Source organism: Cytobacillus sp. T106 (genome assembly GCF_040492155.1).
GTDB classification, from domain to species: Bacteria; Bacillota; Bacilli; order Bacillales; family Cytobacillaceae; genus Bacillus_AB; species Bacillus_AB infantis.
This window is the reverse complement of the sequence record NZ_JBEUMK010000004.1, coordinates 119,154-141,244: the sequence shown is the minus strand read 5'-3', so window position 1 is coordinate 141,244 and position 22,091 is coordinate 119,154. Positions and strand designations below refer to the sequence as shown.

General features: G+C 46.0%; 21 protein-coding genes. 20 read left to right on the top strand and 1 reads right to left on the bottom strand.

Going from position 1 to position 22,091, the window contains the following annotated elements:
* The first annotated feature begins 82 nt into the window (after positions 1–82).
* From ABU165_RS11090 to ABU165_RS11030, 13 genes are all read left to right on the top strand, one after another.
* Positions 83–622: a bifunctional transcriptional activator/DNA repair enzyme AdaA gene (locus ABU165_RS11090; protein ID WP_148950676.1), complete on the top strand. Its 540-nt coding sequence runs from the start codon at positions 83–85 to the stop codon at positions 620–622.
* Positions 619–1,518, top strand: a complete 900-nt coding sequence (locus ABU165_RS11085) for a DNA-3-methyladenine glycosylase family protein (RefSeq protein WP_148950636.1) — start codon at positions 619–621, stop codon at positions 1,516–1,518. Before ABU165_RS11090 ends, ABU165_RS11085 begins: the two co-directional genes overlap by 4 nt.
* Positions 1,511–1,999, top strand: coding sequence for a methylated-DNA--[protein]-cysteine S-methyltransferase (locus tag ABU165_RS11080; protein ID WP_009792479.1), 489 nt, complete (start codon positions 1,511–1,513; stop codon positions 1,997–1,999). The genes ABU165_RS11085 and ABU165_RS11080 overlap by 8 nt, the downstream gene beginning before the upstream one ends.
* Positions 2,000–2,089: 90 nt before the next feature.
* Positions 2,090–2,428, top strand: coding sequence for a DnaJ family domain-containing protein (locus tag ABU165_RS11075; protein ID WP_094768002.1), 339 nt, complete (start codon positions 2,090–2,092; stop codon positions 2,426–2,428).
* Positions 2,429–2,579: 151 nt separating this feature from the next.
* On the top strand, positions 2,580–2,894 hold the full coding sequence (locus ABU165_RS11070; protein ID WP_009792477.1) for a YrhK family protein: 315 nt from the start codon (positions 2,580–2,582) through the stop codon (positions 2,892–2,894).
* 216 nt (positions 2,895–3,110) lie between these two features.
* Positions 3,111–4,100: a LacI family DNA-binding transcriptional regulator gene (locus tag ABU165_RS11065; protein ID WP_009792476.1), complete on the top strand. Its 990-nt coding sequence runs from the start codon at positions 3,111–3,113 to the stop codon at positions 4,098–4,100.
* 24 nt (positions 4,101–4,124) lie between these two features.
* Positions 4,125–5,315 carry a galactokinase gene (locus tag ABU165_RS11060; RefSeq protein WP_396349987.1) on the top strand — a complete coding sequence of 397 codons (1,191 nt, stop codon included), beginning with the start codon at positions 4,125–4,127 and terminating at the stop codon, positions 5,313–5,315.
* A complete protein-coding gene (gene galE, locus ABU165_RS11055; RefSeq protein ID WP_224952106.1) occupies positions 5,312–6,301 on the top strand; it encodes a UDP-glucose 4-epimerase GalE in 990 nt (329 codons plus the stop codon). Before ABU165_RS11060 ends, galE begins: the two co-directional genes overlap by 4 nt.
* Positions 6,302–6,313: 12 nt before the next feature.
* Positions 6,314–7,813, top strand: coding sequence for a UDP-glucose--hexose-1-phosphate uridylyltransferase (galT, locus tag ABU165_RS11050; RefSeq protein WP_318060656.1), 1,500 nt, complete (start codon positions 6,314–6,316; stop codon positions 7,811–7,813).
* A 45-nt stretch (positions 7,814–7,858) separates the two neighbouring features.
* Positions 7,859–8,905 (top strand): aldose epimerase family protein, encoded by a 1,047-nt coding sequence (locus ABU165_RS11045; protein WP_318060655.1) that lies wholly within the window; start codon positions 7,859–7,861, stop codon positions 8,903–8,905.
* A 364-nt stretch (positions 8,906–9,269) separates the two neighbouring features.
* Positions 9,270–9,539: a hypothetical protein gene (locus ABU165_RS11040; protein ID WP_318060654.1), complete on the top strand. Its 270-nt coding sequence runs from the start codon at positions 9,270–9,272 to the stop codon at positions 9,537–9,539.
* A gap of 18 nt (positions 9,540–9,557) precedes the next feature.
* Positions 9,558–10,100, top strand: a complete 543-nt coding sequence (locus ABU165_RS11035; protein ID WP_148950630.1) for a GNAT family N-acetyltransferase — start codon at positions 9,558–9,560, stop codon at positions 10,098–10,100.
* An 83-nt stretch (positions 10,101–10,183) separates the two neighbouring features.
* Positions 10,184–10,384, top strand: a complete 201-nt coding sequence (locus ABU165_RS11030) for a hypothetical protein (protein WP_009792469.1) — start codon at positions 10,184–10,186, stop codon at positions 10,382–10,384.
* 105 nt (positions 10,385–10,489) lie between these two features.
* Here the strand turns inward: ABU165_RS11030 and ABU165_RS11025 are convergent, their stop codons facing one another.
* On the bottom strand, positions 10,490–10,798 hold the full coding sequence (locus tag ABU165_RS11025) for a hypothetical protein (protein ID WP_148950629.1): 309 nt from the start codon (positions 10,796–10,798) through the stop codon (positions 10,490–10,492).
* 271 nt (positions 10,799–11,069) lie between these two features.
* Between ABU165_RS11025 and ABU165_RS11020 the strand changes: the two genes are divergently transcribed.
* From ABU165_RS11020 to lacZ, 7 genes are all read left to right on the top strand, one after another.
* A complete protein-coding gene (locus ABU165_RS11020) occupies positions 11,070–12,089 on the top strand; it encodes an NADP-dependent oxidoreductase (protein ID WP_009792468.1) in 1,020 nt (339 codons plus the stop codon).
* Between the two features lie 286 nt (positions 12,090–12,375).
* Positions 12,376–13,908 (top strand): response regulator transcription factor, encoded by a 1,533-nt coding sequence (locus ABU165_RS11015; RefSeq protein ID WP_318060653.1) that lies wholly within the window; start codon positions 12,376–12,378, stop codon positions 13,906–13,908.
* Between the two features lie 13 nt (positions 13,909–13,921).
* Complete coding sequence (locus ABU165_RS11010) at positions 13,922–15,667, top strand: cache domain-containing sensor histidine kinase (RefSeq protein ID WP_248138479.1); 1,746 nt, start codon at positions 13,922–13,924, stop codon at positions 15,665–15,667.
* A gap of 167 nt (positions 15,668–15,834) precedes the next feature.
* Positions 15,835–17,124 (top strand): ABC transporter substrate-binding protein, encoded by a 1,290-nt coding sequence (locus ABU165_RS11005; RefSeq protein WP_129613873.1) that lies wholly within the window; start codon positions 15,835–15,837, stop codon positions 17,122–17,124.
* Positions 17,125–17,248: 124 nt separating this feature from the next.
* Positions 17,249–18,199 (top strand): carbohydrate ABC transporter permease, encoded by a 951-nt coding sequence (locus tag ABU165_RS11000; RefSeq protein WP_374703166.1) that lies wholly within the window; start codon positions 17,249–17,251, stop codon positions 18,197–18,199.
* Positions 18,192–19,016 carry a carbohydrate ABC transporter permease gene (locus ABU165_RS10995; protein WP_022543283.1) on the top strand — a complete coding sequence of 275 codons (825 nt, stop codon included), beginning with the start codon at positions 18,192–18,194 and terminating at the stop codon, positions 19,014–19,016. The genes ABU165_RS11000 and ABU165_RS10995 overlap by 8 nt, the downstream gene beginning before the upstream one ends.
* A 29-nt stretch (positions 19,017–19,045) precedes the next feature.
* Positions 19,046–22,084, top strand: a complete 3,039-nt coding sequence (gene lacZ, locus ABU165_RS10990; RefSeq protein WP_253616152.1) for a beta-galactosidase, LacZ type — start codon at positions 19,046–19,048, stop codon at positions 22,082–22,084.
* Positions 22,085–22,091: the final 7 nt, after the last annotated feature.

Here is a 22,091-nt window from a genome sequence, read left to right as displayed (position 1 = left end):
AGCCTTATCCTGTAAAATGGCAGTACAAAGCTGAAGACAGGAGGGGAGAGGTTTGGAGAAAGTTTCTTTGTCATTTGAAGAAATGTGGGAGAAAATCCTTGCCTGTGACCGGAAGTATGACGGACTCTTTTTTACAGCAGTGAAAACAACCAAAATCTATTGCAGGCCATCCTGCCGGTCAAGGAAGCCGAAAAAGATCAATGTAGAATTCTATTTTAGTAAGGCGGAGGCGGAGCAGAAAGGCTACCGGGCCTGCAAAAGATGCCAGCCGGAAGTGGAGCATTCCCCTCAAGTCGGGCTGGTCCGGAAGGTCGTTGCTTTTCTGATCAATCATTACGGGGAAAAAGTGACGCTGCAGGATATTGCTGAGGATGCCGGAGTGAGCGCATTTTATCTGGAGCGGTTATTTAAGGAGGAAACTTCTGAAACACCGCGGGAATACCTGGAAAAGGTTCGGGTGGATAAAGCTGCCCATCTGCTGGCTCACTCCAAGCTGACGAATTTGGAGATATGCTTGGAAGCAGGCTTTCACAGTCCTTCGAGTTTTTATAAAAGCTTCCGGAGGTTGAATGGCTGCACCCCGAGTGAATACCGGAAACGAAAGCAGGTGCCTCAGGAATGAAGTGGAAGGATGATCAATCTTCAATGGAGCTGGAGCTGCCTGCACATTTTCACTTTAGAGAAGCCCTCGTCTTTCTGGACAGATCCAGCTATGAGATTCTTCACTATGTTGAAGGTTCTGCAGTTTTTAAAGGGATTATCACTGATGGGGAAGTGATCCTTCTGAAGATAAGCTCGACAGAAACCCATCTTCATGCGAGCTTTCTGCTTGGGGCTCCATCTGATAATGGAAGAAAGCAGGCAGCAGCCTTTATTGAAGAGTGGCTTGATTTAAAGCGTGATGCAAGTGGATTTGCAAGGATGGCCGCTGGAGACCCGCTCCTGAAGAGCCTGGCAGAACGTTATGCTGGGCTGCGGATCATAGGAATCCCGGATTTATTTGAAGCGCTTGTCTGGGCGGTCATCGGCCAGCAGATCAATCTCACCTTCGCCTATAAGCTGAAAAAGGCTTTCACCGAAAAGTATGGGACTTGCTTTTCTTATGAGGGCCGGTGCTTCTGGTTATTTCCTGAACCAGAAAAGATTGCTGCCCTTGAACCGGAAGAGCTGAAGCAGCTGAAGTTTACAGGCCGGAAAGCAGAATACATTATTGGAATTGCAAAGCTGATGGCAGAAAAAAAGCTGAAAAAGGATGATCTGTTAGGCCAGCCGGGGGCAAGGGATGTCCTGATGTCTCTTAAAGGAGTCGGAGCATGGACCGCAGATTATGTGAGGATGAAATGTCTGCTGGACCCTGCCGCTTTTCCCATTGGGGACGCGGGGTTTCAGAACGCCTTAAAGCTGCAGATGGGCTTAGACAGAAAACCATCCATTGAAGAAGTTGAAAAAGCCGCAAGCCGGTGGGCTGGCTGGCAGGCTTATGCAGTCTTTTATTTTTGGAGGTCTTTATATGAATAAAATATACCGGGCTGATTATGAATCGCCAATCGGAACCATTGAAATTGCCGGCAATGACCAGGCTGTTGTCTCAATTTTATTTACTGATCGTGAAAAAGCAGAATACCCTTTGGAAAAAGGGCATCCTGATGCCATTAAAGAATGCTGGCAGCAGCTTGATGAGTATTTTAAAGGGGAACGCCGGGAATTTTCCTTCCCATACATGATGGAGGGGACTAATTTTCAGCAGCGTGTCTGGAATGCTTTGACTTCCATTCCTTATGCCAGCACAGGCACTTACAAGGATATTGCTTCCCTGATTGAAAACGAAAAGGCGGTAAGGGCAGTAGGGACAGCAAATGGAAGAAATAAGCTGAGCATTGTGCTCCCCTGCCACCGGATCATTGGCACAAATGGGACGATGACCGGCTATGCCGGTGGGATATGGAGGAAAGAGTGGCTTTTGGAGCATGAGCGGAAGCATTTCAGCAAAAAGAGCTGAGAAAAAGCTGTCCGGCAGTCTTGCACCTTATGTTAATATTTTGAAAATAATGGTAATATAATAGGGAAACGCTATGATGGGAGGCCTTCCATGGACAGGAAATACAACGATTTAATCGGCGATATTCTTGAAAATGCAGGTGAAAAAGATAACTTCAACGGTAAAGGAAAGCCGTTGCCTAAAGGGTATTTGGAGCAGGATACCTACCAGCGCTTCCAGAAAATTGCTAAGGATGCCGGCTATCTGCCCCCATGGCTCAAGCTCCAGAAAGAAATCTCCGAAATGGTCCATGCATGCCAATCAGAGCAGGACGCTGCTGCTATTAACGAAATGATCAGGAAATACAATATGGCATGCCCCCCGCCGATGCAGAAAAACATTATCCGTTTCCATGACCTGGAACAGGCAAAGAGGATATGGCAGGTATAGGGGACTTTAACAGCTGCTTGCGGGCGGCTTTTTATTTTGTAAAAAGAGAAAAATTTGTGCACAGGCCATCACTCCTTCGACTTTGTTTTCCAGTAAATAACACGAATCCTTGCAGTGAAAAAGGGAAAACCCCAATGGGAGGGTGATAGCATTGCAGATTGAAAAAAAGGTACATGAATTTGATGAAGACGTGCATATCCAGATTGGGAAATATAAAATGATTGTTGAGAAAAGGTATAAGGTGCTTTCCTGGCTGAATGATTTTTTTCTTGGCGTCTTATATCTTATCGGCAGCAGCCTGTACCTGACAGATGTGGACCAAAGAATAGCCATATCATTTTTTCTCGCCGGCAGTGTCCTCATGATTGCCAGGGCGGTTTTGAATATATTGAAGGACTTGCATATCAGGAGTATTAAGCCGGGCAGCGGTAAAGGGAGATGGAAGGAACGGGATGATGATGAATAGGAGAGAAATTGGGAGAGGCAGGCAGCTATCTCTCTTTTTTATTGTCTAAATAAACTCCATTAGTAAATTTTAAAACTGTTCGGAGAAGTCAGCGTGAATGCGTACGAAATAAAAATTAAAACTTTGTAAATATTTTAGTAAAAATATTGATTTATTTACTAAAAGTAATAAAATAAATGTAAGCGATTTATTCGTTTGTACGGAAGGAGGCTGAGTATGGCGACAATCAAGAAAATAGCAGAAAAAGCAGGGGTATCGATTGCCACTGTTTCCAGGGTGCTCAATTATGATGCTTCCCTGTCAGTGACAGATGATACCCGCAAAAAGATTTTTGAAGCCGCGGAAGAGCTTGATTATAAGAAAAAACCTGTCAAAAAGGATGCCGCATTAAAAATTGCAGTCGTTCACTGGTATACAGAGAAAGAAGAGCTGGAAGATCTGTATTATATGTCGATCCGCTATGGCATTGAGCAGCGCTGCCAGCAGCTCGGCATCCAGTATGCCAACTATTTTTATGATGACCTGGAAAAAGCCAGAAGTGAAAGCCTTCAGGGCATTATAGCTGTCGGAAAGTTCAGCAGGGCGCAGGCTGATGCTTTGGGGGAAATTACGGACGCTGTTATTTTTGCAGACTACAGTCCGGATGAAGACCGGTATGACTCTGTTGTCGTAGATTTTGAAAAAGCGGCAGTGAAAATACTGAATTATTTAACAGGTAAAGGCCATCAAACCATTGGCTATATCGGCGGACAAGAGGTTTTTAAAGACGAATCGGGCGGAATTGAAGATGCACGTGAAAGAGCCTACAGAAATTATATGGCAAGCCGCGGGCTTCTGGATGAAGGTAATATCTATATCGGAAGCTTTACGGTGGACAGCGGCTATACGCTGATGAACAAGATGATAGAGGATAAAGGGGAGAGTCTCCCGACCGCGGTATTTGCAGGCAATGATCTGATTGCCATCGGCTGCCTGAGGGCCCTCCACGAAGCCGGCATCCAGGTTCCGGAGCGTGTCAATGTGATCGGGATCAATGATATCAGTGTATCCAAATATATATTCCCGGCGCTGACCACCTTGAAGGTGCATACAGAGCCGATGGGCGAGGTGGCCGTCGACTTATTCTTGGAAAGAAATCAGGGCAGGAAGATCGCAAAGAAGGTGTTTCTTGCGACTGAACTGATTGCCCGGAGCAGCAGTTTCTAACTTTGTGAAGCAGGAGATGACGATATGGAACTTCAAACAATGATTAATGACTTTCAAACCATATATACTGACTCTATGGTAGGGGATGCCAGGCTTTTCTTTTCTCCAGGGAGGATCAATCTGATCGGGGAGCACACTGACTATAATGGCGGCCATGTATTCCCCTGTGCCATTACGCTTGGGACATATGGAGCGGTTAAGAAGCGGAACGACAGGATTGTCCGGGTATATTCAAAGAATTTCCCTGATGCAGGCATCGTCGAATTTTCCCTGGATGAACTGAAATATAAAAAAGAACATAGCTGGGCGAACTTCCCGAAAGGCATGATAGGCTATATTGAAAAATCCGGCTGGAATCTTCCTTCAGGAGTGGATATATACGTGTACGGAAACATTCCAAATGGTGCCGGACTATCTTCATCTGCTTCTCTTGAAATGCTTGTTGGGGTCATGGTTAATGAGCTATTTGGGTTCAATATCAGCAGGATCGACCTTGTTAAGCTGGGGAAAAAGGTTGAAAACGAATTCATTGGCGTCAACAGCGGTATAATGGATCAATTTTCCATTGGCATGGGACAAAACGGCAGTGCCATCCTGCTTGACTGCAATACCTTGAAGTATGAATATGCTCCTATTAATCTGGAAGGCTATCAGATTATTATTATGAACACAAATAAGCGCAGGGAGCTGGCTGATTCTAAATATAATGAGAGGCGGAGCGAGTGTGAAGCAGCGCTTGCTAAGCTTCAGTCTAAGCTTTCCATTTCATCACTTGGTGAATTATCAGAGGATGAATTTGAACAGCATAAGCAGCTGATCGGAAATGAAATCCTTCAAAAAAGGGCAAAACATGCCGTCTATGAAAACCAGAGGACGCTAAAGGCATTCAAAGCTTTGCAGGAAGGGCGCCTTGAGGACTTCGGCAAGCTGATGAATGAGTCGCATCAGTCGCTCAAGAGTGATTACCAGGTAACAGGAAAAGAGCTTGATGCTCTGGTGGAAGCCGCCTGGCAGCAGGAAGGCACACTTGGGGCCCGTATGACTGGTGCAGGGTTTGGCGGATGTGCGATTGCGATTGTTGATAAAGACAAGGCTGCTTCTTTCATTGAAGAGGTAGGCAATAAATATATGGAAAGAATCGGCTATGCTGCAGATTTCTACGCAGCGAGTGTCGGGGATGGAACCAAGGAAATCATTTTGGAGGTGCAGGGATGAGTATTTTAGTTCTTGGCGGTGCAGGATATATCGGTTCACATGCTGTTTATCAGCTGATCGACCAGGATTATGAAGCGGTAGTTGTCGATAGCCTGGAGACAGGCCACAGGGAAGCGGTTCACCCTGATGCAAAGTTTTATCAGGGAGACATCCGCGACAAGGAGTTTCTGCGCAGTGTGTTTGAAAAGGAAAGCATTGACGGCGTCCTCCATTTTGCGGCCAACTCGCTTGTAGGCGAATCTATGGAGAATCCGCTGAAATACTTTAACAATAATGTTTACGGTACTCAGGTGCTGCTCGAAGTTATGACTGAGTTCGATGTGAAGAATATTGTGTTCTCTTCGACCGCTGCCACCTATGGAGAGCAGAAAACAATGCCGATCACGGAAGAGATGCCTGCCAATCCTACGAATGCCTATGGCGAAACCAAGCTGACGATGGAAAAAATCATGAAATGGTGTGAAACGGCCCATGATTTGAAATACGTATCACTCCGCTATTTTAATGTAGCGGGAGCAAGATCGACAGGAGAGATTGGCGAAGACCATCAGCCTGAAACACATCTGATCCCGATCATTCTCCAGGTCGCCCTTGGACAGAGGGAGCATATTTCAATATTCGGCGATGACTATGACACAGAGGATGGAACCTGCATCCGCGATTACATCCATGTCGAAGATCTAATCAATGCCCACCTGCTTGCCCTCCAGTATCTGCAGAATGGCGGAAAAAGCGAGATCATTAACCTTGGAAGCGGGCAGGGTTTTTCTGTTAAGGAAATGATCGAGGCAGTCCGTGAGGTGACCGGACATGAGATCCCGGATAAAGTCGTTACTAGAAGAAGCGGGGACCCAAGCACCCTTATCGCTTCCTCGCAGAAAGCAAAAACGGTTCTCGGCTGGAATCCACAGAGAACAAGCATCAAGCAGATCATTGAAGATGCCTGGAGCTGGCATCAGGCACATCCGCACGGCTATAACGATTAAGGAGGGCTCGGAATGGATGTATATGCGAGCATAGAGACGCTGGTCAATAAGGCCGCTGCCTTAGGCATGATTGAGGATCGCGACAGAATATATGCACGAAATCAAATCATGTCTTTGCTCGGGCTAGTCGAGTATCCGGAACATGCCGAAGCGGTGGAAAAGGCCATTCCTGATGTATTGGAAGACCTTATCGGGTTTGCGGTTGCTGAAGGCAGGATAGCCGGCCTTGAAAGTGATAAAGATATTCTCTCAAGCAAGATCATGGATGTGCTTGTTCCAAAGCCTTCTGCCGTAAATAGAGAGTTCTATGGAAAGTATGAAGATAGCCCTGCAGAGGCTACCAGGTATTTTTACGACCTCAGCCGGAACAGCAACTATATTCAGACCAAAAGCATCGCAAAGAATATAAATTATAAAATCGCCACCGAATATGGCGAGCTGGACATCACGATCAATCTGTCCAAGCCTGAGAAGGATCCGGAGCAGATAGCACGCGAACGGGAGATGAAGATTGTTTCCTCCAATTATCCGAAATGCCTGCTATGTGCAGAAAATGAAGGATATGCAGGGCGTCCGGGGCATCCGGCACGCTCCAACCACCGAATTATCGACCTGGAGCTGTCTGGTGAATCGTGGTTCCTGCAGTATTCGCCGTATGTATATTATAACGAGCACTGTATCGTCCTTTGCGGGGAGCACCGCAATATGAAAATCGACCGCAGCACTTTTGCGAGACTGCTGGAGTTTACAGGGAAATTTCCGCATTATTTCGTTGGCTCCAATGCGGATCTGCCGATTGTCGGCGGATCCATACTCAGCCATGATCACTATCAGGGAGGCAGCTATGAGTTTGCTATGGCTGGTGCAGATGAAATCGGCTCGTTCCAGCTAACCCGTTTCCCCGATATAAGCGCCAGCATGCTAAGATGGCCGTTATCTGTTATACGCCTGAGAGGCCAAAAACAGGAAGAGCTCGCTGATGCTGCTGAAATGATTCTTGAAGCATGGGTTCAATACAGTGATACAGAAGCTGAAATAGAGGCATTTACTGAAGAGACGAGGCATAACACCATTACACCAATTGCGAGAAAGCGGGATGGCCTCTATGAATTGGATCTTGTCCTCAGGAACAACCGCACGAGCACTGAGCATCCGCTCGGCATTTTTCATCCGCATGCCGACGTCCATCATATCAAAAAGGAAAACATCGGCCTGATTGAAGTAATGGGACTGGCCGTTCTGCCTGCGCGTCTGGAAAAGGAAATCAGTGAGATAGAAAAGTTTCTGCTCGACCAGCCTGCAGAGGTAAAAGATTACCATCTGCCATGGGCTGCTGAAATGAAAGTGAAGTATGCAGCTGAGTTAACCGGCAAAACAGCGGGATCTATTATACGGAAAGAAATCGGGTATAAGTTTGTAAGGGTTCTTGAGGATGCAGGCGTGTTCAAGCAGACTGAATCCGGCCTGGCGGCATTCCGCAGGTTTGCTGATCTCCTGGAGGGACTTGATTGATTGGAGCAATGAATTACATTTTTTAAAAGAATGGGAGTCTTGCAAATGAAGGCAGTTAGAGAGAAGTTTGCAGAGCTGGATGGACGGACAGTTTCCATCTTTACACTGGTGAATAGGCAGGGAATGGAGGTTTCCTGCCTCGATTATGGGTGTATCATCACGAAAATCCTTGTGCCGGACCGGGATGGGCGGATGGAAAATGTGGTCCTGGGCTTTGATACTCTGGAAGAATACCAGCAGCATTCCCCTTACTTTGGAGCAGTTTGCGGGCGCCATGCCGGGAGGATTGCCGGAGGGGAATTCGAGCTGAACGGGAAAACCTATAAGCTTGCCAAAAATAATGGCGGAAATAATCTTCACGGCGGCGTGGAAGGTTTTGATAAAAAGCTCTGGGATGCAGAAGTCACAGAAGGCCCGGATTCAGCAAGCGTCATTTTCCGGTACGTCAGCAAGGATGGCGAAGAAGGCTATCCAGGAAACCTTGAGATGAAGGTTACTTACACATTGAATGACCGGAACGAACTGGAGATCAGCTATGAAGGAACCAGTGATGAAGATACGATCGTCAATGTAACGAATCATTCGTATTTTAATCTGAGCGGAGATTTGAAAAGGGAAATCCTTGATCATGAATTGACGCTTAAAAGTGACCGGTTTGCGGAACTGGACGAAGCACTCATTCCGACCGGCAAGCTCGTGCCTGTCAATGGAACGGTATTTGATTTTACAGAAGGCCGAAAACTCAAGGATGGGAACACTTCGGATAACCCGCAGAATATACGGGTCGGCAGCGGCTATGACCATCCGTTCCTGCTTGCTGAAAACGAGAATGAAGAAATCACCTTATACGACGCAGAAAGCGGCCGTCGCCTTGTCGTGGAAACAGACCAGCCTGCCGTTGTCCTGTATACAAGCAATACACTGGAGGGGCCATTCTCCATACGCGGTGTAACAGCCGCCAATCATTTGGGCGTCTGCCTGGAGACCCAGGGGCTGCCGGATGCGGTGCATCACCCTGAGTTTCCATCCTGTATTTTGAAAGCAGGGGAAAGCTTCCGGTCAGTTACTGCTTTTAAGTTTTCACAAGAATAGTAAGGAGCGCCATAGGCTAAGCCTGTACAGTATATCTGTGCAGGCTTTTTCTTTTAGTGCGGGGAATCCCAAGGTTTGATGAATCGGTGTACCTGAGTTTTCTTATGGAAGCTAAAGCAAAGCATTCTTATAGAAATCTGTTCTGCATTGAGGGGTAACGGGATAACTGGTTACCGAAAGAGTTTTCTGAAAATTTTGCTGGTTAGAACGCAACTTAATTGAATTTCATTCGTAATATAGAGACAGATATTCCGCTGGAAGGATTTTCTATAAAACATAGAAACTCCAAAGGCTCTTAAAGATTCTCTCTGATGCAATCCTTTTTTAAACCAATGTTTCCTATCTTGGAAGGGGGTTATGACCAATGAAAAAGATAAAGCTGTTTGCGGGTCTATTCTTAAGAGAACCGCTGTGGTTCAAGATTTTGATCACAGGATCTCTGTTTTTATCGATTCTATTCAGCAGTTCTGTTTTTGCAGATGGTGGCGCATTTTTTCAAGGAACTTCGAAAATTGCGGCTGCGGTATTCTTCGGTGCTTGGGGGATAAAGCTTAAGGCAAGCCGGGGGGCTTCAGCTGCTTTATTCATAGCAGCAGTTTGCCTTGGACTCGGTGCAGCGGCCTTTTATTATTAGATAGGGGTAATCAAAAAGATGAAAAACATAAAGATTAGAAGACCCGTTTATGAAGATACAGCTGAACTAAATGATTTTTTTAATATGGTCATAACCGATACGTTTATCAAGGAAGGCATCGGCGGACTTTTAGAGGATATGGAGAAAGAGATTGAAGTGAAAAAAGAGTACCTGCTGCAGGATCTATCAAGCCGGGGAGAGGCCCGGTATTTTTTGCTTGCGCAGGCAGGCGGGAAGATAATCGGGACTGTTGAATTTGGGCCGGCCAGCAGGCTGATTCTGGAGAACACCAATCAGGAGTACAGCCATTTATTTGAAGTTGGCACCGTCTTTGTTCATCCTGATGTTCAGGGAGAGGGTGTCGGCAGCAAGTTGCTGACCAGCCTTTACCCTGTTTTTTGCGAAAGGGGAATTGAAGAATTCTGTATGGACAGCGGGTACAAAAGGGCCCAGGAAATTTGGAAGATGAAGTTCGGACAGCCTGCGGTTGTAATAGAGAATTATTGGGGAAAGGGTTCCCATCATATGATTTGGCGGCCGCGGACGGATGAACTGCTGTGAAGTTTCATTTAAGGTAGCAATCAAGATTAGCGGAATGTTTTCGTATTTAATACAAAGGAGTGCTAAAAAGGGGAGGAATTCCGATGAAAAAAATAGCAGGGGAATGCCCAAAATGCGAAGGGAAGGAATTGGGCAAAGGCAGTCAGCACGGATATGGGACAATCATACCCGACAATAGGATGAGCTTTGGATCACCCGTTGAGCATATCATCTGCACGGGCTGCGGTTACATAATTGAGAGCTATGTTACAAAGCCGGAAAAATTTAAGGGGACCATTTTCTAGAAGAATGCTGCCAGTGCCAGGCACCGTCTGTGGACAAATAGCGGGTAGTTGTCTTTTTGTGGTGCCAGGGCACGCTGAATGAGGAAAAGGCATGATCTCAGCCGATCATGCCTTTTCCTGCTGCTTCCACTTATAGTAGTTATAGCAGAACTGGCCAATGAACACGAAGAACAGCAGGGCGGAAAGTGACAGCATATAGATAGTTTCAAGATCCGTGAGATAAAACATCAGGATCAGGAAGAGAATGAGGAAAGGGAGCTCCCATAAGGAGCGAATCACTTTTCTTCTATGGCTCAATTGATAGTAAGACAAAACAAATCCCTTGTCCTTCTTTTCTCCATTCTTCGTAATATAGGACATAATAGCAGACAGAACTAAAACAATGCAAAGGTTAACAACAAGAAAGGTTGGCATAGGCGTTCACCTCTTTCATGATTACCAGCAGGGATGTAAGAATTGTGATTACATAATCTTCCTATAATTATATACGAACGAGCAGCCATTTTGTTTCACCGTGTCTGGCATCCTTCGTGGACAAAAGGCCGGAAACTGTCTTTTTGAGGTGCCTGGCACGGCGGGAGGACGCTGGGTATTTCGTCGGGATGTGCGGAAGCTGGCCCTTCAAGATTGAATCACCATTCATCAATATGGTAAAGTGCAATTATCATTTAAGAGGAGGATAACCATGCTACCGAATACTCAGCAGCAAATTCAGCTTGCTTCACGTCCGAAAGGGACACCTGTGAAGGATGATTTCCGTTTTGCCGATGTTAAGGTCGAGGAGCCGAAGGAAGGAGAGGTTCTGCTTCAGACGGTCTACCTGTCTGTGGATCCTTATATGCGCGGGCGGATGTCTGACGCAAAATCGTATGTAGAGCCATTTAAGCTCGATGAGGCGCTTCACGGCGGAGGGGTGGCCAAGGTTGTAAAGTCCAAATCGGCTGCATTTAATGAAGGTGATTATATTGTCGGAATGCTGCCTTGGCAGGAATATTCCGTTGCCTCAGAAAAGGCTGTCCGCAAAATTGATCCTCAGGTTGCACCGGTCTCAACTCACCTTGGGATCCTGGGAATGCCAGGTTTGACTGCCTATTTTGGGCTTCTTGATATCGGGCAGCCGAAGGAAAATGAAACCGTCGTTGTTTCAGGTGCGGCAGGTGCAGTAGGATCCGCAGTCGGCCAGATTGCTAAGATCAAGGGTGCCCGGGTAGTCGGGATTGCAGGGTCTGATGAGAAGATTTCTTATCTGAAGGATGAGCTTGGATTCGATGAAGCCATCAATTACAAAACAGCTGGCGATATCCGCGAGGCTTTGGAAAAGGCCTGTCCGGACGGCATTGATGTTTATTTTGAAAATGTCGGCGGAGAAATTGGCGATGCAGCCATCAGCCTTTTGAACAAATTTGGCAGGGTGCCGGTATGCGGAGCTATCTCAGCTTATAACAAGCAGGGTGAAGATACAGGTCCGCGCGTCCAGGGCCAGCTGATCAAAACGAGCGCGCTCATGAAAGGCTTCACAGTCGGGGATTACGCCAGCCGCTACAAAGAAGCAGCTGCCGACCTCGGCAAATGGGTCAGCGAAGGAAAGCTCAAATACGAAGAAACAGTAACGGAAGGATTTGATAATATCCTTGATGCCTTCCTTGGACTATTTGAAGGAAAGAATATGGGCAAGCAGCTGGTGAAGGTTGCAGAAGATAAATAAAAATGAATGAAGGGAAGCGCTGGTCCAGAGGGGCTGGCGTTTTCTTGTTTTTACCATAAAATGTATTATTTGTTGAATCAAGTGATTTTTATGTAGAAAAAAGCAAAATTTATGTAGAATCATTCAGTTTTTATGTAGAAATATTAAAAAATTTGGTAGAATCATATTCATTTAGATAATCTATCGCTATCTTACATCGGAATTTTCCTGTATTTAATTATGAAAACGTTTACGGCAGTGATTTATAATAAAGAAAAACACAAATTCCTGCATGGAGGGGTCAATTATGCCAAAGGAAGAGCTGTGCAGAGTGCTGATTGTAGATGATGAGGTTTTAATCAGGCAGGGAATTAAGCATTATATGGATTATGAGCAGGCTGGATTCAGGATTGCGGGAGAGGCATCGAATGGGCAGGAGGCACTGGACATGATTGAGGCGTTGCGGCCGCATATCATTCTGACAGACATTGTCATGCCAATTATGGATGGAGAAGAACTCACAAGGATTGTGACTGAACGTTATCCTGATATAAAGATTGTTGTATTGAGCAGCTATGGGGAGTTCGACTATGTCAGAGCAGCTTTCCAGAACGGGGCGGTTGACTATATATTAAAACCGAAGCTTGATGCGGAAGGGCTGCTGAAAGTACTCCAGGCAGCTGCCAGCAAGATTCCCTCCCTCCTGCAAACCGAGGGAAACAGCAGCCATTCAATAGAATCAGTGATAGAAAAGCTGGCTGCAGGCTATGAAGCTTTTATGGACCAGTCAGCTATAGAAGAAAGTTTTCCCTTTGGAACTTTTTATCTTCTTGGCATTGAGGCAAAACGTGCAGCAAGTACTGCCGCAGAGCTTGTCCATCAAGTTAAAGCAGGGATCAGTCAAAAGGCGCCTAAAGCCGCTGCAATTCCCTTTTTTACAGACGAAAGCATTGCAGGGATATTGATCAATATAGAAAAAGAAGAGGAAGCCCGGCTTTTCCTTGTGATTGAGGAAGCTGCTGCACGTGCAGATACGGCTGCAGTGGCGCTCAGCCGTAAATTTGAAGGCTTATCCGATCTCGGTGCTGTGTGGAAGGACAGCATACTGAATCTGCTTCCCTATTCCTTTTATTTTCCTGAAAAAGGGGTCTTAAAGGAAGAAGATCTGCCTGCAGCTTCTTCAGAGAGGAATGAGTTCAGCCTGGAACGGTTTACAGAGGAATTCAAGAACGGAAATGTTCATTCTGCACTGGCCTATCTGAGTGAGCATACCTCTTCCCTGGCGAAGGACAGTTCTATTGCGCCTTTTGAATTTAAAGCATTTTTAGGGAATGCGATTTTTAATATTACGGTCATTCTGGGAAATATGACTGTTGAAGCGGATGCGATCCAAAAGAAAAAATATGAATACTTTAAGGCTGTTGAAGATGCAGGGACTGCCTCAGAGGCACTTGATGTTCTGGCACGTTTTATAAAAGAGGTGGATGAATTACTGATTCCTGCTGACAACCAAAACGGGATTACCATAAAAAAAATTATTGAATACATGAAAGAACACTATGCCGAGCCTATTACACTGACAGAAGCAGCCAGACACTTTCATTTTAATCCGTCCTATTTATCCAGCTACTTTTCGGCCCATAACGAGGGAAGCTTTATTGAGCAGCTGAACAAAATCAGGATTGAGGAGGCCTCTAAGCTATTGCTGAAGGGGGAGGCCACGATATCGGAAATCAGCGGGCTGGTCGGATTTTCAGATCACAGCTATTTCTGCAGGGTGTTCAAGAAAAGGACGGGGCTGTCGCCAAGCCAGTATAAACGAAAATATTTTACAAGATAAGAGATGAGCGACTATGAGACTTAACGGATTATTTATGAAGCAGTTCCTTTTCACAGTGTTTATTATTATATCGGTTGCCGCTGTGCTGACTGTCACAATCGTCAGGATGTCAGAGCAGTTTTTTATCGACAGGTTCAGCATAACCAACTCAAAGGTAATGAATCAGGTGAAGGACAGCTTTGAATCCTTCCATTACTCTATCGTGACAGCTTCCAATAATGTTCTGCAAAATGGGACTGTCAAACGGATACTGACAGATGAAGAAACAGAATATGAGCAGATGGTTTCATATTTTAATATGTACCAGCAGATGAACAGGATCAAATCCTATCTTGACGCCTATGAAATTGGCATTGTCGTGACAGGCAAGAATGGAATAGACTATGCGACCGACCGTCCTTATTGGCCCATAACCGATGAGGAGCTTAGAAGGAGTGCCATCCGGAAAAACACCCTCCGGAATCCCAAGAGGCTTTTGTATCAGTATGACTATAGGCCGGGGAAGGATATTGAGTCGGATGACAGGAATTTCATCGTCGCCACGAGAGCCATCAGGGAGCCGATTTCGGGGAGGGATTATGGTGAGATGTATTTTGCCATCCAGGAAAAAGAATTCAAAAAGTTTTATGCCAGTTATACCAGTCCTGGAAATCATGTCTTCATTACCAATAATTCGGGTGTGATACTTTCCAGCAGCCGGCCGGACCTGATTGGCCGGACGTCAACTGATCTGCGCCGCTATACGGAGGAATTGAAAGGACCTGAGCCTTATAAAGTGGGGAATTTCATGGGAAAGGATCACATCATCCTCATGGAATATCTGCCTTCCTTTGATTTGTATCTATTCAATGTCATAGATAAGGAAGTAGCGTTCGGAGATTTGATTGATAAAAGCGATATCGCGCAAATTGTCATTTTAATTGTAATTGCCGTCCTGTTTATCGTGTTTTTTGCTTCACGCCGGCTTACAAATTCTCTTTCCACTTTAGCACGGCAAATCTCAGGGGCTGCGAAGCATGACTTTGTCCAGTATGTGACTGTGGGAGGGACCTATGAAACAAAGAAAATCGCCTATGCATTCAACAGTATGCTGGACGAGCTGCATGATTATGTCGAGGAACTGATGCAGACACAGAAGGAAAAGCGCAATGCCGAGCTGGCAGCCCTTCAGCAGCAGATCAATCCGCACTTCTTATATAATACGCTCACATCAATCCGTTTTATGGTTCAGCAGGGCGGCAGGCAGGAGGCGGAAAACACCATCATGGCGCTGATATCACTGCTTCAAAACACAATCGGCTCTCCGAGTGAAACCGTGACGGTTAAGCAGGAGCTCGATAATCTTAAAAATTATGCTTTTATTAATCAAAAGCGTTATGGAGACCGAATTAAGACCAATTATTTTGTTTCACCGGACTGCCTGAATGAGCCTATTCCAAATCTGATCCTTCAGCCTTTTATGGAAAATGCCTTTTTCCATGCGTTCAATCGGAAGGATGGAGGCTATATCAATGTACTGATCTGGAAGGAGAACAGCAGGCTGATTTGCGAGGTAGTGGATAATGGTGACGGAATGGAGATTGAGGAAGATAAGCAAATGCCTGCTAAAAGCAAGCAGCAGCTTTTCACCGGCATTGGCGTGAGAAATGTGCATGATAGACTGCAGCTCATTTATGGAGACGATGCGGGTGTATCCATCTCCAGTAAGGCGGGAGACGGGACAACCATCCGGCTCACCATACCGCTCCCACAAGCTTAAAATCGTCCAAATTTCTAAAGAAAGTCCAAAGAACAACCGGTGAAAACGCATTCATGAGACAAAGATATTACAAATGTAAAAAAAAATCCTCCTAATACTCCCTCCTTTTAAGATGCTACGATAAAGACAGAAAGATAACGCTTACAAAAATAGATGGAGGGGAATCAATGAAAAAGCTGCTGGCCTTTTTATTAATTGCGGTATTGATGCTGTCTGCCTGTTCTTCAGGGTCAGATACTGAAGATGCTTCAGGAGAATCAAAAGATACAAATGAAATAACAGTTTGGGCATGGGATCCAAACTTCAACATCAAAGCTCTCGAACTGGCAAAAGAAGCCTATCAGAAAGAGGATTCTGAGCTTGACGTAAAGATTGTTGAGAATGCACAGGCGGATATCATCCAAAAGCTAAACACAAGCCTGAGCTCAGGGACGGCAAAGGGTCTCCCGAACATCGTCCTGATCGAGGACTATCGGGCGCAAAGCTTCCTGCAGGCATATCCTGATATGTTCTACGAACTGACAGATTCATTCAATGCAGATGATTTCGCACAATACAAGATCGCGCCGACGAGCCTGGATGGCAAGAATTACGGGCTCCCGTTTGATACAGGTGTCACAGGGCTGTATTTCAGAACTGATTACCTTGAGCAGGCAGGCTATACGCCTGAAGATATCCAAAACATTGACTGGGACAAATATATAGAAATCGGTAAAAAGGTTAAAGAAGCTACAGGCAAACATATGCTGACTCAAGACCCGAAAGATCTTGGGCTGATCCGCACCATGATTCAGTCCAGCGGCTCCTGGTATCTGAAGGAAGATGGAAAATCACCTGATTTGGCAGACAATGAAGCATTGAAGGAAGCTTTCAAGACGTACAAGGCAATCCTGGATGCAGACCTTGTTAAACCGGTTTCAGACTGGAGCCAGTTCGTGGCAGGCTTCAACAGCGGAGATGTGGCAACTGTTCCTTCGGGCAACTGGATTACTGCATCCATCAAAGCAGAAGCTGACCAGTCCGGCAAATGGACAGTAGCAGCACAGCCGAAGCAGTCCGGCGTTTCCGGATCAGTAAATGCTTCCAATCTCGGCGGCAGCTCATGGTACGTGCTGAACATCCCTGGAAAAGAGAAAGCTGCAGAATTCCTGGCAAAAACCTTTGGTTCTGATTCAGAGTTTTATCAGACTCTGAATACCGAGATCGGGGCAATCGGCACTTATAAACCAGCTGCTGAAGGAGAGGCATATACATCAGGCGATGACTTCTTCGGCGGCCAGGAGGTTATTTCTGACTTTGCCAAATGGACAGAGCAGATTCCTCAAGTAAACTACGGATTGCACACATATGCCATTGAAGATATCCTTGCAGTTGAAATGCAGAACTATCTGAAGGGCAAAGATTTGGATAAGGCACTTGAAGACGCACAGGCACAGGCAGAAGCGCAAATTCAATAAAATTAAATAAGAATTAAGCCTCGGGAATTCGCCGGCTACTCCTTTCGGTTTAATGGAGCTAACTGATTATCAGGCGGATGAACGGGGCTTTTTCCTACTAGAACAAGGTTGGGAGCTGATGAATATGATGCCGGCAAAAGCCAGCCAGACAGTTACAGCAGAAAAGCCAGGGCAGGGCCCAGGCACAGCAAGGCCAAATAGAAAATTAAAAATAAAGAATGGTGCAGTGGGATGGTCATTTATCGTCATTGCAGCAGGATTGATTTGCTTGTTTTATTTTTATCCGATGGTACAGGCATTACTTCTTTCGTTTCAGTCAGGGACAGGAGCAAATCTTCAATTCACCGGGATTGATAATTATACCCGGCTTTTGAAGGATCCTACTTTTCTGACGACTCTTAAGAATACTGTGATCTTCTTGATTGTCCAGGTGCCAGTGATGATTATTCTGGCTTTATTCCTTTCTGTATTGCTTAACAACAAAACACTTAAGTGGAAGGGATTATTCCGGACAGCCATCTTTTTGCCGTGTGTGACCTCACTGGTAGCCTACTCGGTCATCTTTAAGTACCTTTTCAGCCAGGATGGAATCATCAATATTATGCTGATGAAGCTGGCGCTTATTTCTGAGCCGATTTCCTGGCTCACTGATCCGTTCTGGGCAAAAGTAACGATCATTGTGGCCATCACTTGGCGATGGACGGGTTATAATATGATTTTTTATTTATCGGCTCTTCAAAATGTGGATCAGTCAATCTATGAAGCAGCCAAAATGGACGGGGCCTCTTCTTTTCAGCAGTTCTTCAGAATAACGGTGCCCATGCTGAAGCCGATCATTCTCTTTACATCTATTACATCCACAATCGGTACACTGCAGCTGTTTGACGAAGTCATGAATATCACAGCGGGCGGACCGGCAAATGCAACCATGACAATCTCTCAATATATTTATAATCTTTCCTTTAAGTACACACCTGATTTTGGCTATGCTGCAACGGTTTCATATGCCATTGTCATCTTGATTGTCATTTTCTCCATCATTCAGTTTAAAGTGGCAGGTGACAGAAATGAGTAAATCGAATCGTATAATAGGCTACACCGTTCTGATAGTGGCTTCTATCATTTCCATATTCCCATTTCTATGGATGATCGTCAGCTCGACAAACAGGTCAGCAGATGTAACAAAAGGCAGACTTCTTCCGGGCAGCCATTTTATGGATAATGTGACGAATCTCCTGAATACGGTTGATCTCGTTCCAGCCCTGATGAACTCAGCAAAAATCTCGATTTCTACGACTCTGCTGGCGCTTCTGATTGCTTCCCTTGCAGGCTATGGCTTTGAAATCTACCGAAGCCGGGCGAAGGATATTGTGTTCAATATCCTGCTCTTATCAATGATGATTCCGTTTGCTGCTTTAATGGTGCCTTTATTCCGCATGTTCGGAACCATATCGCAGACCATGCCGATGATCGGGATCGACACTCTCACGGCAGCCGTCCTGCCGACGATTACTACCGCTTTCCTGATTTTCTTCTTCAGGCAGAGCACAAAAATGTTTCCGCGCGACATACTCGAAGCCGGGCGGATCGATGGTCTTTCTGAGCTGGGCATCTTTTTCCGCATTTATGTGCCAACCATGAAAACGACTTATGCTGCAGCTGCAATCATCACCTTCATGGCAAGCTGGAACAGCTATCTATGGCCCCTGGTTGTCCTGCAGTCACCGGAAAACCAGACAATTCCGCTTTTGATATCCAACTTAGGTTCAAGCTATTCACCTGACTATGGTGTGATCATGACAGCTATTGTCATTGCGACCCTCCCGTCTGCACTGATTTTCTTCATTATGCAGAAGCACTTCGTGGCAGGGATGATGGGATCGGTTAAATAAACTTTTTATAAAAAGGAAGTGCAGGAAAAATGTCTTCAACTCCATCTTTAAATTGGCTATCGGATGTCAGTGTGTTTGCAGTGAACCGCCTCCCCGCACACTCAGACCATAAATACTATAAAACTCTGGAAGAAGCCAGGGCGGGTGCTTCCATGAGCATGCGACACAGCCTGAATGGCAGCTGGAAATTTAATTATTCGGTGAACCCCGATATGAGGCCTGCCGAATTTTACAAGGAAAAATTTTCGTGTGATGGCTGGGATTTCATCAATGTCCCCGGACACATCCAGCTGCAGGGCTACGGCAAACCCCAATATGCGAATACGATGTATCCATGGGACGGCCTTGCTGATATCCGCCCGCCTGAGATTCCGCAGGACGTTAATCCTGTCGGAAGCTATGTAAAAGAATTTACGGTGCCTGAATCTATGGAAGGCAAGCCTCTTTATATTTCATTCCAGGGAGTGGAGTCCGCTTTTTATGTGTGGCTGAACGGAGAATTCGTCGGCTACAGCGAGGACAGCTTTACTCCTGCTGAGTTTGAGCTGACACCATACCTTAAGGATGGTGATAACAAGCTGGCTGTAGAAGTATACCAGCGCAGTACAGGAAGCTGGCTGGAGGATCAGGATTTCTGGCGCTTCTCCGGGATATTCCGGGATGTGTATCTGTATACGGTGCCCGGCACTCACATCAATGACCTTGATGTCAGGACAGAGCTTGATGATCATTTCACCAGCGGTACGCTGAAGGGAAGACTGGAACTGCTGAAGGGCAGTGATGTTCCGTCACGGATTGCAGCAGATTTATATGACGACCTTGGGAACCGTGTTTCCTCAGGAGAGGCAGTTGAAAGCGGCGGGAGCTGGGAATTCACTCTCGGGCTCGACTCTCCTGCATTATGGAGTGCGGAGCAGCCTAACCTTTATAAGCTTTATCTTACGGTTTATGGAGAAAACGGAAGCATAGAAGAAGTTATACCGGAAAGGGTTGGGTTCAGAAGGTTTGAAATGAAAGATAAAATCATGACCCTGAACGGACAGCGGATTGTCTTTAAAGGAGTCAACCGGCATGAATTCAATTGCCGGACAGGAAGGGCCATCACCAGGGAGGATATGCTCTGGGATATTAAGATGCTTAAGCAGCATAACATCAATGCTGTGCGCACCTCGCATTATCCGAACCAGAGCCTGTGGTATGAGCTTTGTGATGAATACGGGATTTACGTGATTGATGAAATGAATCTTGAAACACATGGATCATGGCAGAAGATGGGCAAAGTCGAGCCTTCATGGAATATACCGGGGAATCTGCCGGAATGGCAGGATATCGTCATGGACCGGGCGATTTCCATGTATGAGCGGGATAAGAACCATCCATCCATCCTGATCTGGTCCTGCGGCAATGAATCATATGCAGGCGACGTGATCCTGAACGTCTCAAAATACTTCAAGGAAAAAGACCCCGGCAGGCTCGTTCATTATGAAGGGGTATTCTATGACCGGAATTACAGCGAAACGAGTGACATGGAAAGCCGGATGTATGCCAAGCCGGCCGATATTGAAAAATACTTAACCGAAGATCCCGAAAAGCCATACATCAGCTGTGAATATATGCATGCGATGGGCAACTCGCTTGGAGGCATGTACAAATATACTGATCTGGAAAACAAATACCCGATGTACCAGGGCGGCTTTATTTGGGATTATATTGATCAGTCACTGGTGAAAAAAGACCGTTTCGGCAAAGAATTTCTTGCCTATGGCGGGGACTTTGATGACCGGCCGACCGATTATGGCTTCTGTACGAACGGCATCGTTTATGCCAACCGGGAGCTGTCCCCGAAAATGCAGGAAGTGAAATTCCTTTATCAGGACTTTAAGCTGGAAGTAGAATGGGCCGGTGCCAGGATTAAGAATGAAAGCTTGTTTACTAATCTGGAACAGTATGATCTGCAGTATACACTGCAGCATGAGGGAAATGAGATTTTTAAAGGATTTTCGTCCTTGTCTGTAAATCCAGGTGAAGAAGGATATGCAGCCTTCGAATGGCCTGAAGCTATCAGAGAGAAGGCTGGTGAGTACTGCATTACAACTTCGCTTATCCTTAGAGAGCCGGAGCAATGGGCTGAGCAGGGGCATGAAGCTGCATTCGGCCAATATATTTTCGAGGTGGAAGGTGAGCAAAAAGCTGAAGCAGTGTCTGGGAAACTAAGGATTGTAGAAGGAGACGTAAATATCGGTGTCCATGGAAGCGGTTTTTCCATCATATTCTCTAAGCAGGCTGGAACACTTGTCTCGCTCAAATATGCCGGAAAAGAAATGATTTCGTATCCAGTCTTCCCGCTGTTCTGGAGAGCAACTACAGACAATGACAGGGGATTCGCACAGGGATTCACATCAGGGGCATGGTATGCGGCGAGCCTGGCAAGGCAGTGTACAGCGGTGGAAGTAAAGGAAGAAGAAGCGGGCTCTGCCGAAATTGCGTTCAGCTATCAATTTTCCATCAGCGAAAAAATGAGCGTAAAGGTTCATTACACAGTACGCGAAAATGGTTCCCTGCATGTAAGATCCGTATACAATGGTGCAGATAACCTTCCGCAAATGCCGATATTCGCCCTTTCCTTCAAGGTGCCGGCTAAATATGAAAAGCTTGACTGGTATGCCCTTGGGCCGGAGGAGAATTATGATGACCGCAGCCGTGGGGCCAGGCTTGGAAGATTCCAGAACACAGTGAAAGATAATGTCTCCGGATATGTGATGCCTCAGGAGTCCGGAAACCGTACCGGCGTCCGCTCAGTGGACATAACCAATCAGAATGGTTCAGGCATCAGGATTTCAGCAGAAGGGGAGCCGGTGGAGTGTACAGTCTCTCCATACACGGCATTCGAATTGGAGCATGCAAACCATCACTATGAACTGCCTGATATCCATTACACAGTGGTGACGGTTGCCGGCCGCCAGATGGGTGTGGGCGGCGATGACAGCTGGGGGGCTCCTGTCCACAGCGAACATACAATCCAGCCGGAGAAAGACATGGTATTCGAGTTTGTCATTGAACGGGTGTAAGAATTTT

Coding starts and splice junctions, on each gene's coding strand:
- ABU165_RS11080 (WP_009792479.1), top strand. CDS start 1,511: ATGAATAAAATATACCGGGCTGATTATGAATCGCCAATCGGAACCATT.
- ABU165_RS11090 (WP_148950676.1), top strand. CDS start 83: ATGTGGGAGAAAATCCTTGCCTGTGACCGGAAGTATGACGGACTCTTT.
- ABU165_RS11030 (WP_009792469.1), top strand. CDS start 10,184: ATGAAAAAAATAGCAGGGGAATGCCCAAAATGCGAAGGGAAGGAATTG.
- ABU165_RS11040 (WP_318060654.1), top strand. CDS start 9,270: ATGAAAAAGATAAAGCTGTTTGCGGGTCTATTCTTAAGAGAACCGCTG.
- ABU165_RS11060 (WP_396349987.1), top strand. CDS start 4,125: ATGGAACTTCAAACAATGATTAATGACTTTCAAACCATATATACTGAC.
- galE (WP_224952106.1), top strand. CDS start 5,312: ATGAGTATTTTAGTTCTTGGCGGTGCAGGATATATCGGTTCACATGCT.
- ABU165_RS11045 (WP_318060655.1), top strand. CDS start 7,859: ATGAAGGCAGTTAGAGAGAAGTTTGCAGAGCTGGATGGACGGACAGTT.
- ABU165_RS11015 (WP_318060653.1), top strand. CDS start 12,376: ATGCCAAAGGAAGAGCTGTGCAGAGTGCTGATTGTAGATGATGAGGTT.
- ABU165_RS11020 (WP_009792468.1), top strand. CDS start 11,070: ATGCTACCGAATACTCAGCAGCAAATTCAGCTTGCTTCACGTCCGAAA.
- ABU165_RS11035 (WP_148950630.1), top strand. CDS start 9,558: ATGAAAAACATAAAGATTAGAAGACCCGTTTATGAAGATACAGCTGAA.
- ABU165_RS11025 (WP_148950629.1), bottom strand. CDS start 10,798: ATGCCAACCTTTCTTGTTGTTAACCTTTGCATTGTTTTAGTTCTGTCT.
- lacZ (WP_253616152.1), top strand. CDS start 19,046: ATGTCTTCAACTCCATCTTTAAATTGGCTATCGGATGTCAGTGTGTTT.
- ABU165_RS11075 (WP_094768002.1), top strand. CDS start 2,090: ATGGACAGGAAATACAACGATTTAATCGGCGATATTCTTGAAAATGCA.
- galT (WP_318060656.1), top strand. CDS start 6,314: ATGGATGTATATGCGAGCATAGAGACGCTGGTCAATAAGGCCGCTGCC.
- ABU165_RS11010 (WP_248138479.1), top strand. CDS start 13,922: ATGAGACTTAACGGATTATTTATGAAGCAGTTCCTTTTCACAGTGTTT.
- ABU165_RS11085 (WP_148950636.1), top strand. CDS start 619: ATGAAGTGGAAGGATGATCAATCTTCAATGGAGCTGGAGCTGCCTGCA.
- ABU165_RS10995 (WP_022543283.1), top strand. CDS start 18,192: ATGAGTAAATCGAATCGTATAATAGGCTACACCGTTCTGATAGTGGCT.
- ABU165_RS11065 (WP_009792476.1), top strand. CDS start 3,111: ATGGCGACAATCAAGAAAATAGCAGAAAAAGCAGGGGTATCGATTGCC.
- ABU165_RS11000 (WP_374703166.1), top strand. CDS start 17,249: ATGATGCCGGCAAAAGCCAGCCAGACAGTTACAGCAGAAAAGCCAGGG.
- ABU165_RS11005 (WP_129613873.1), top strand. CDS start 15,835: ATGAAAAAGCTGCTGGCCTTTTTATTAATTGCGGTATTGATGCTGTCT.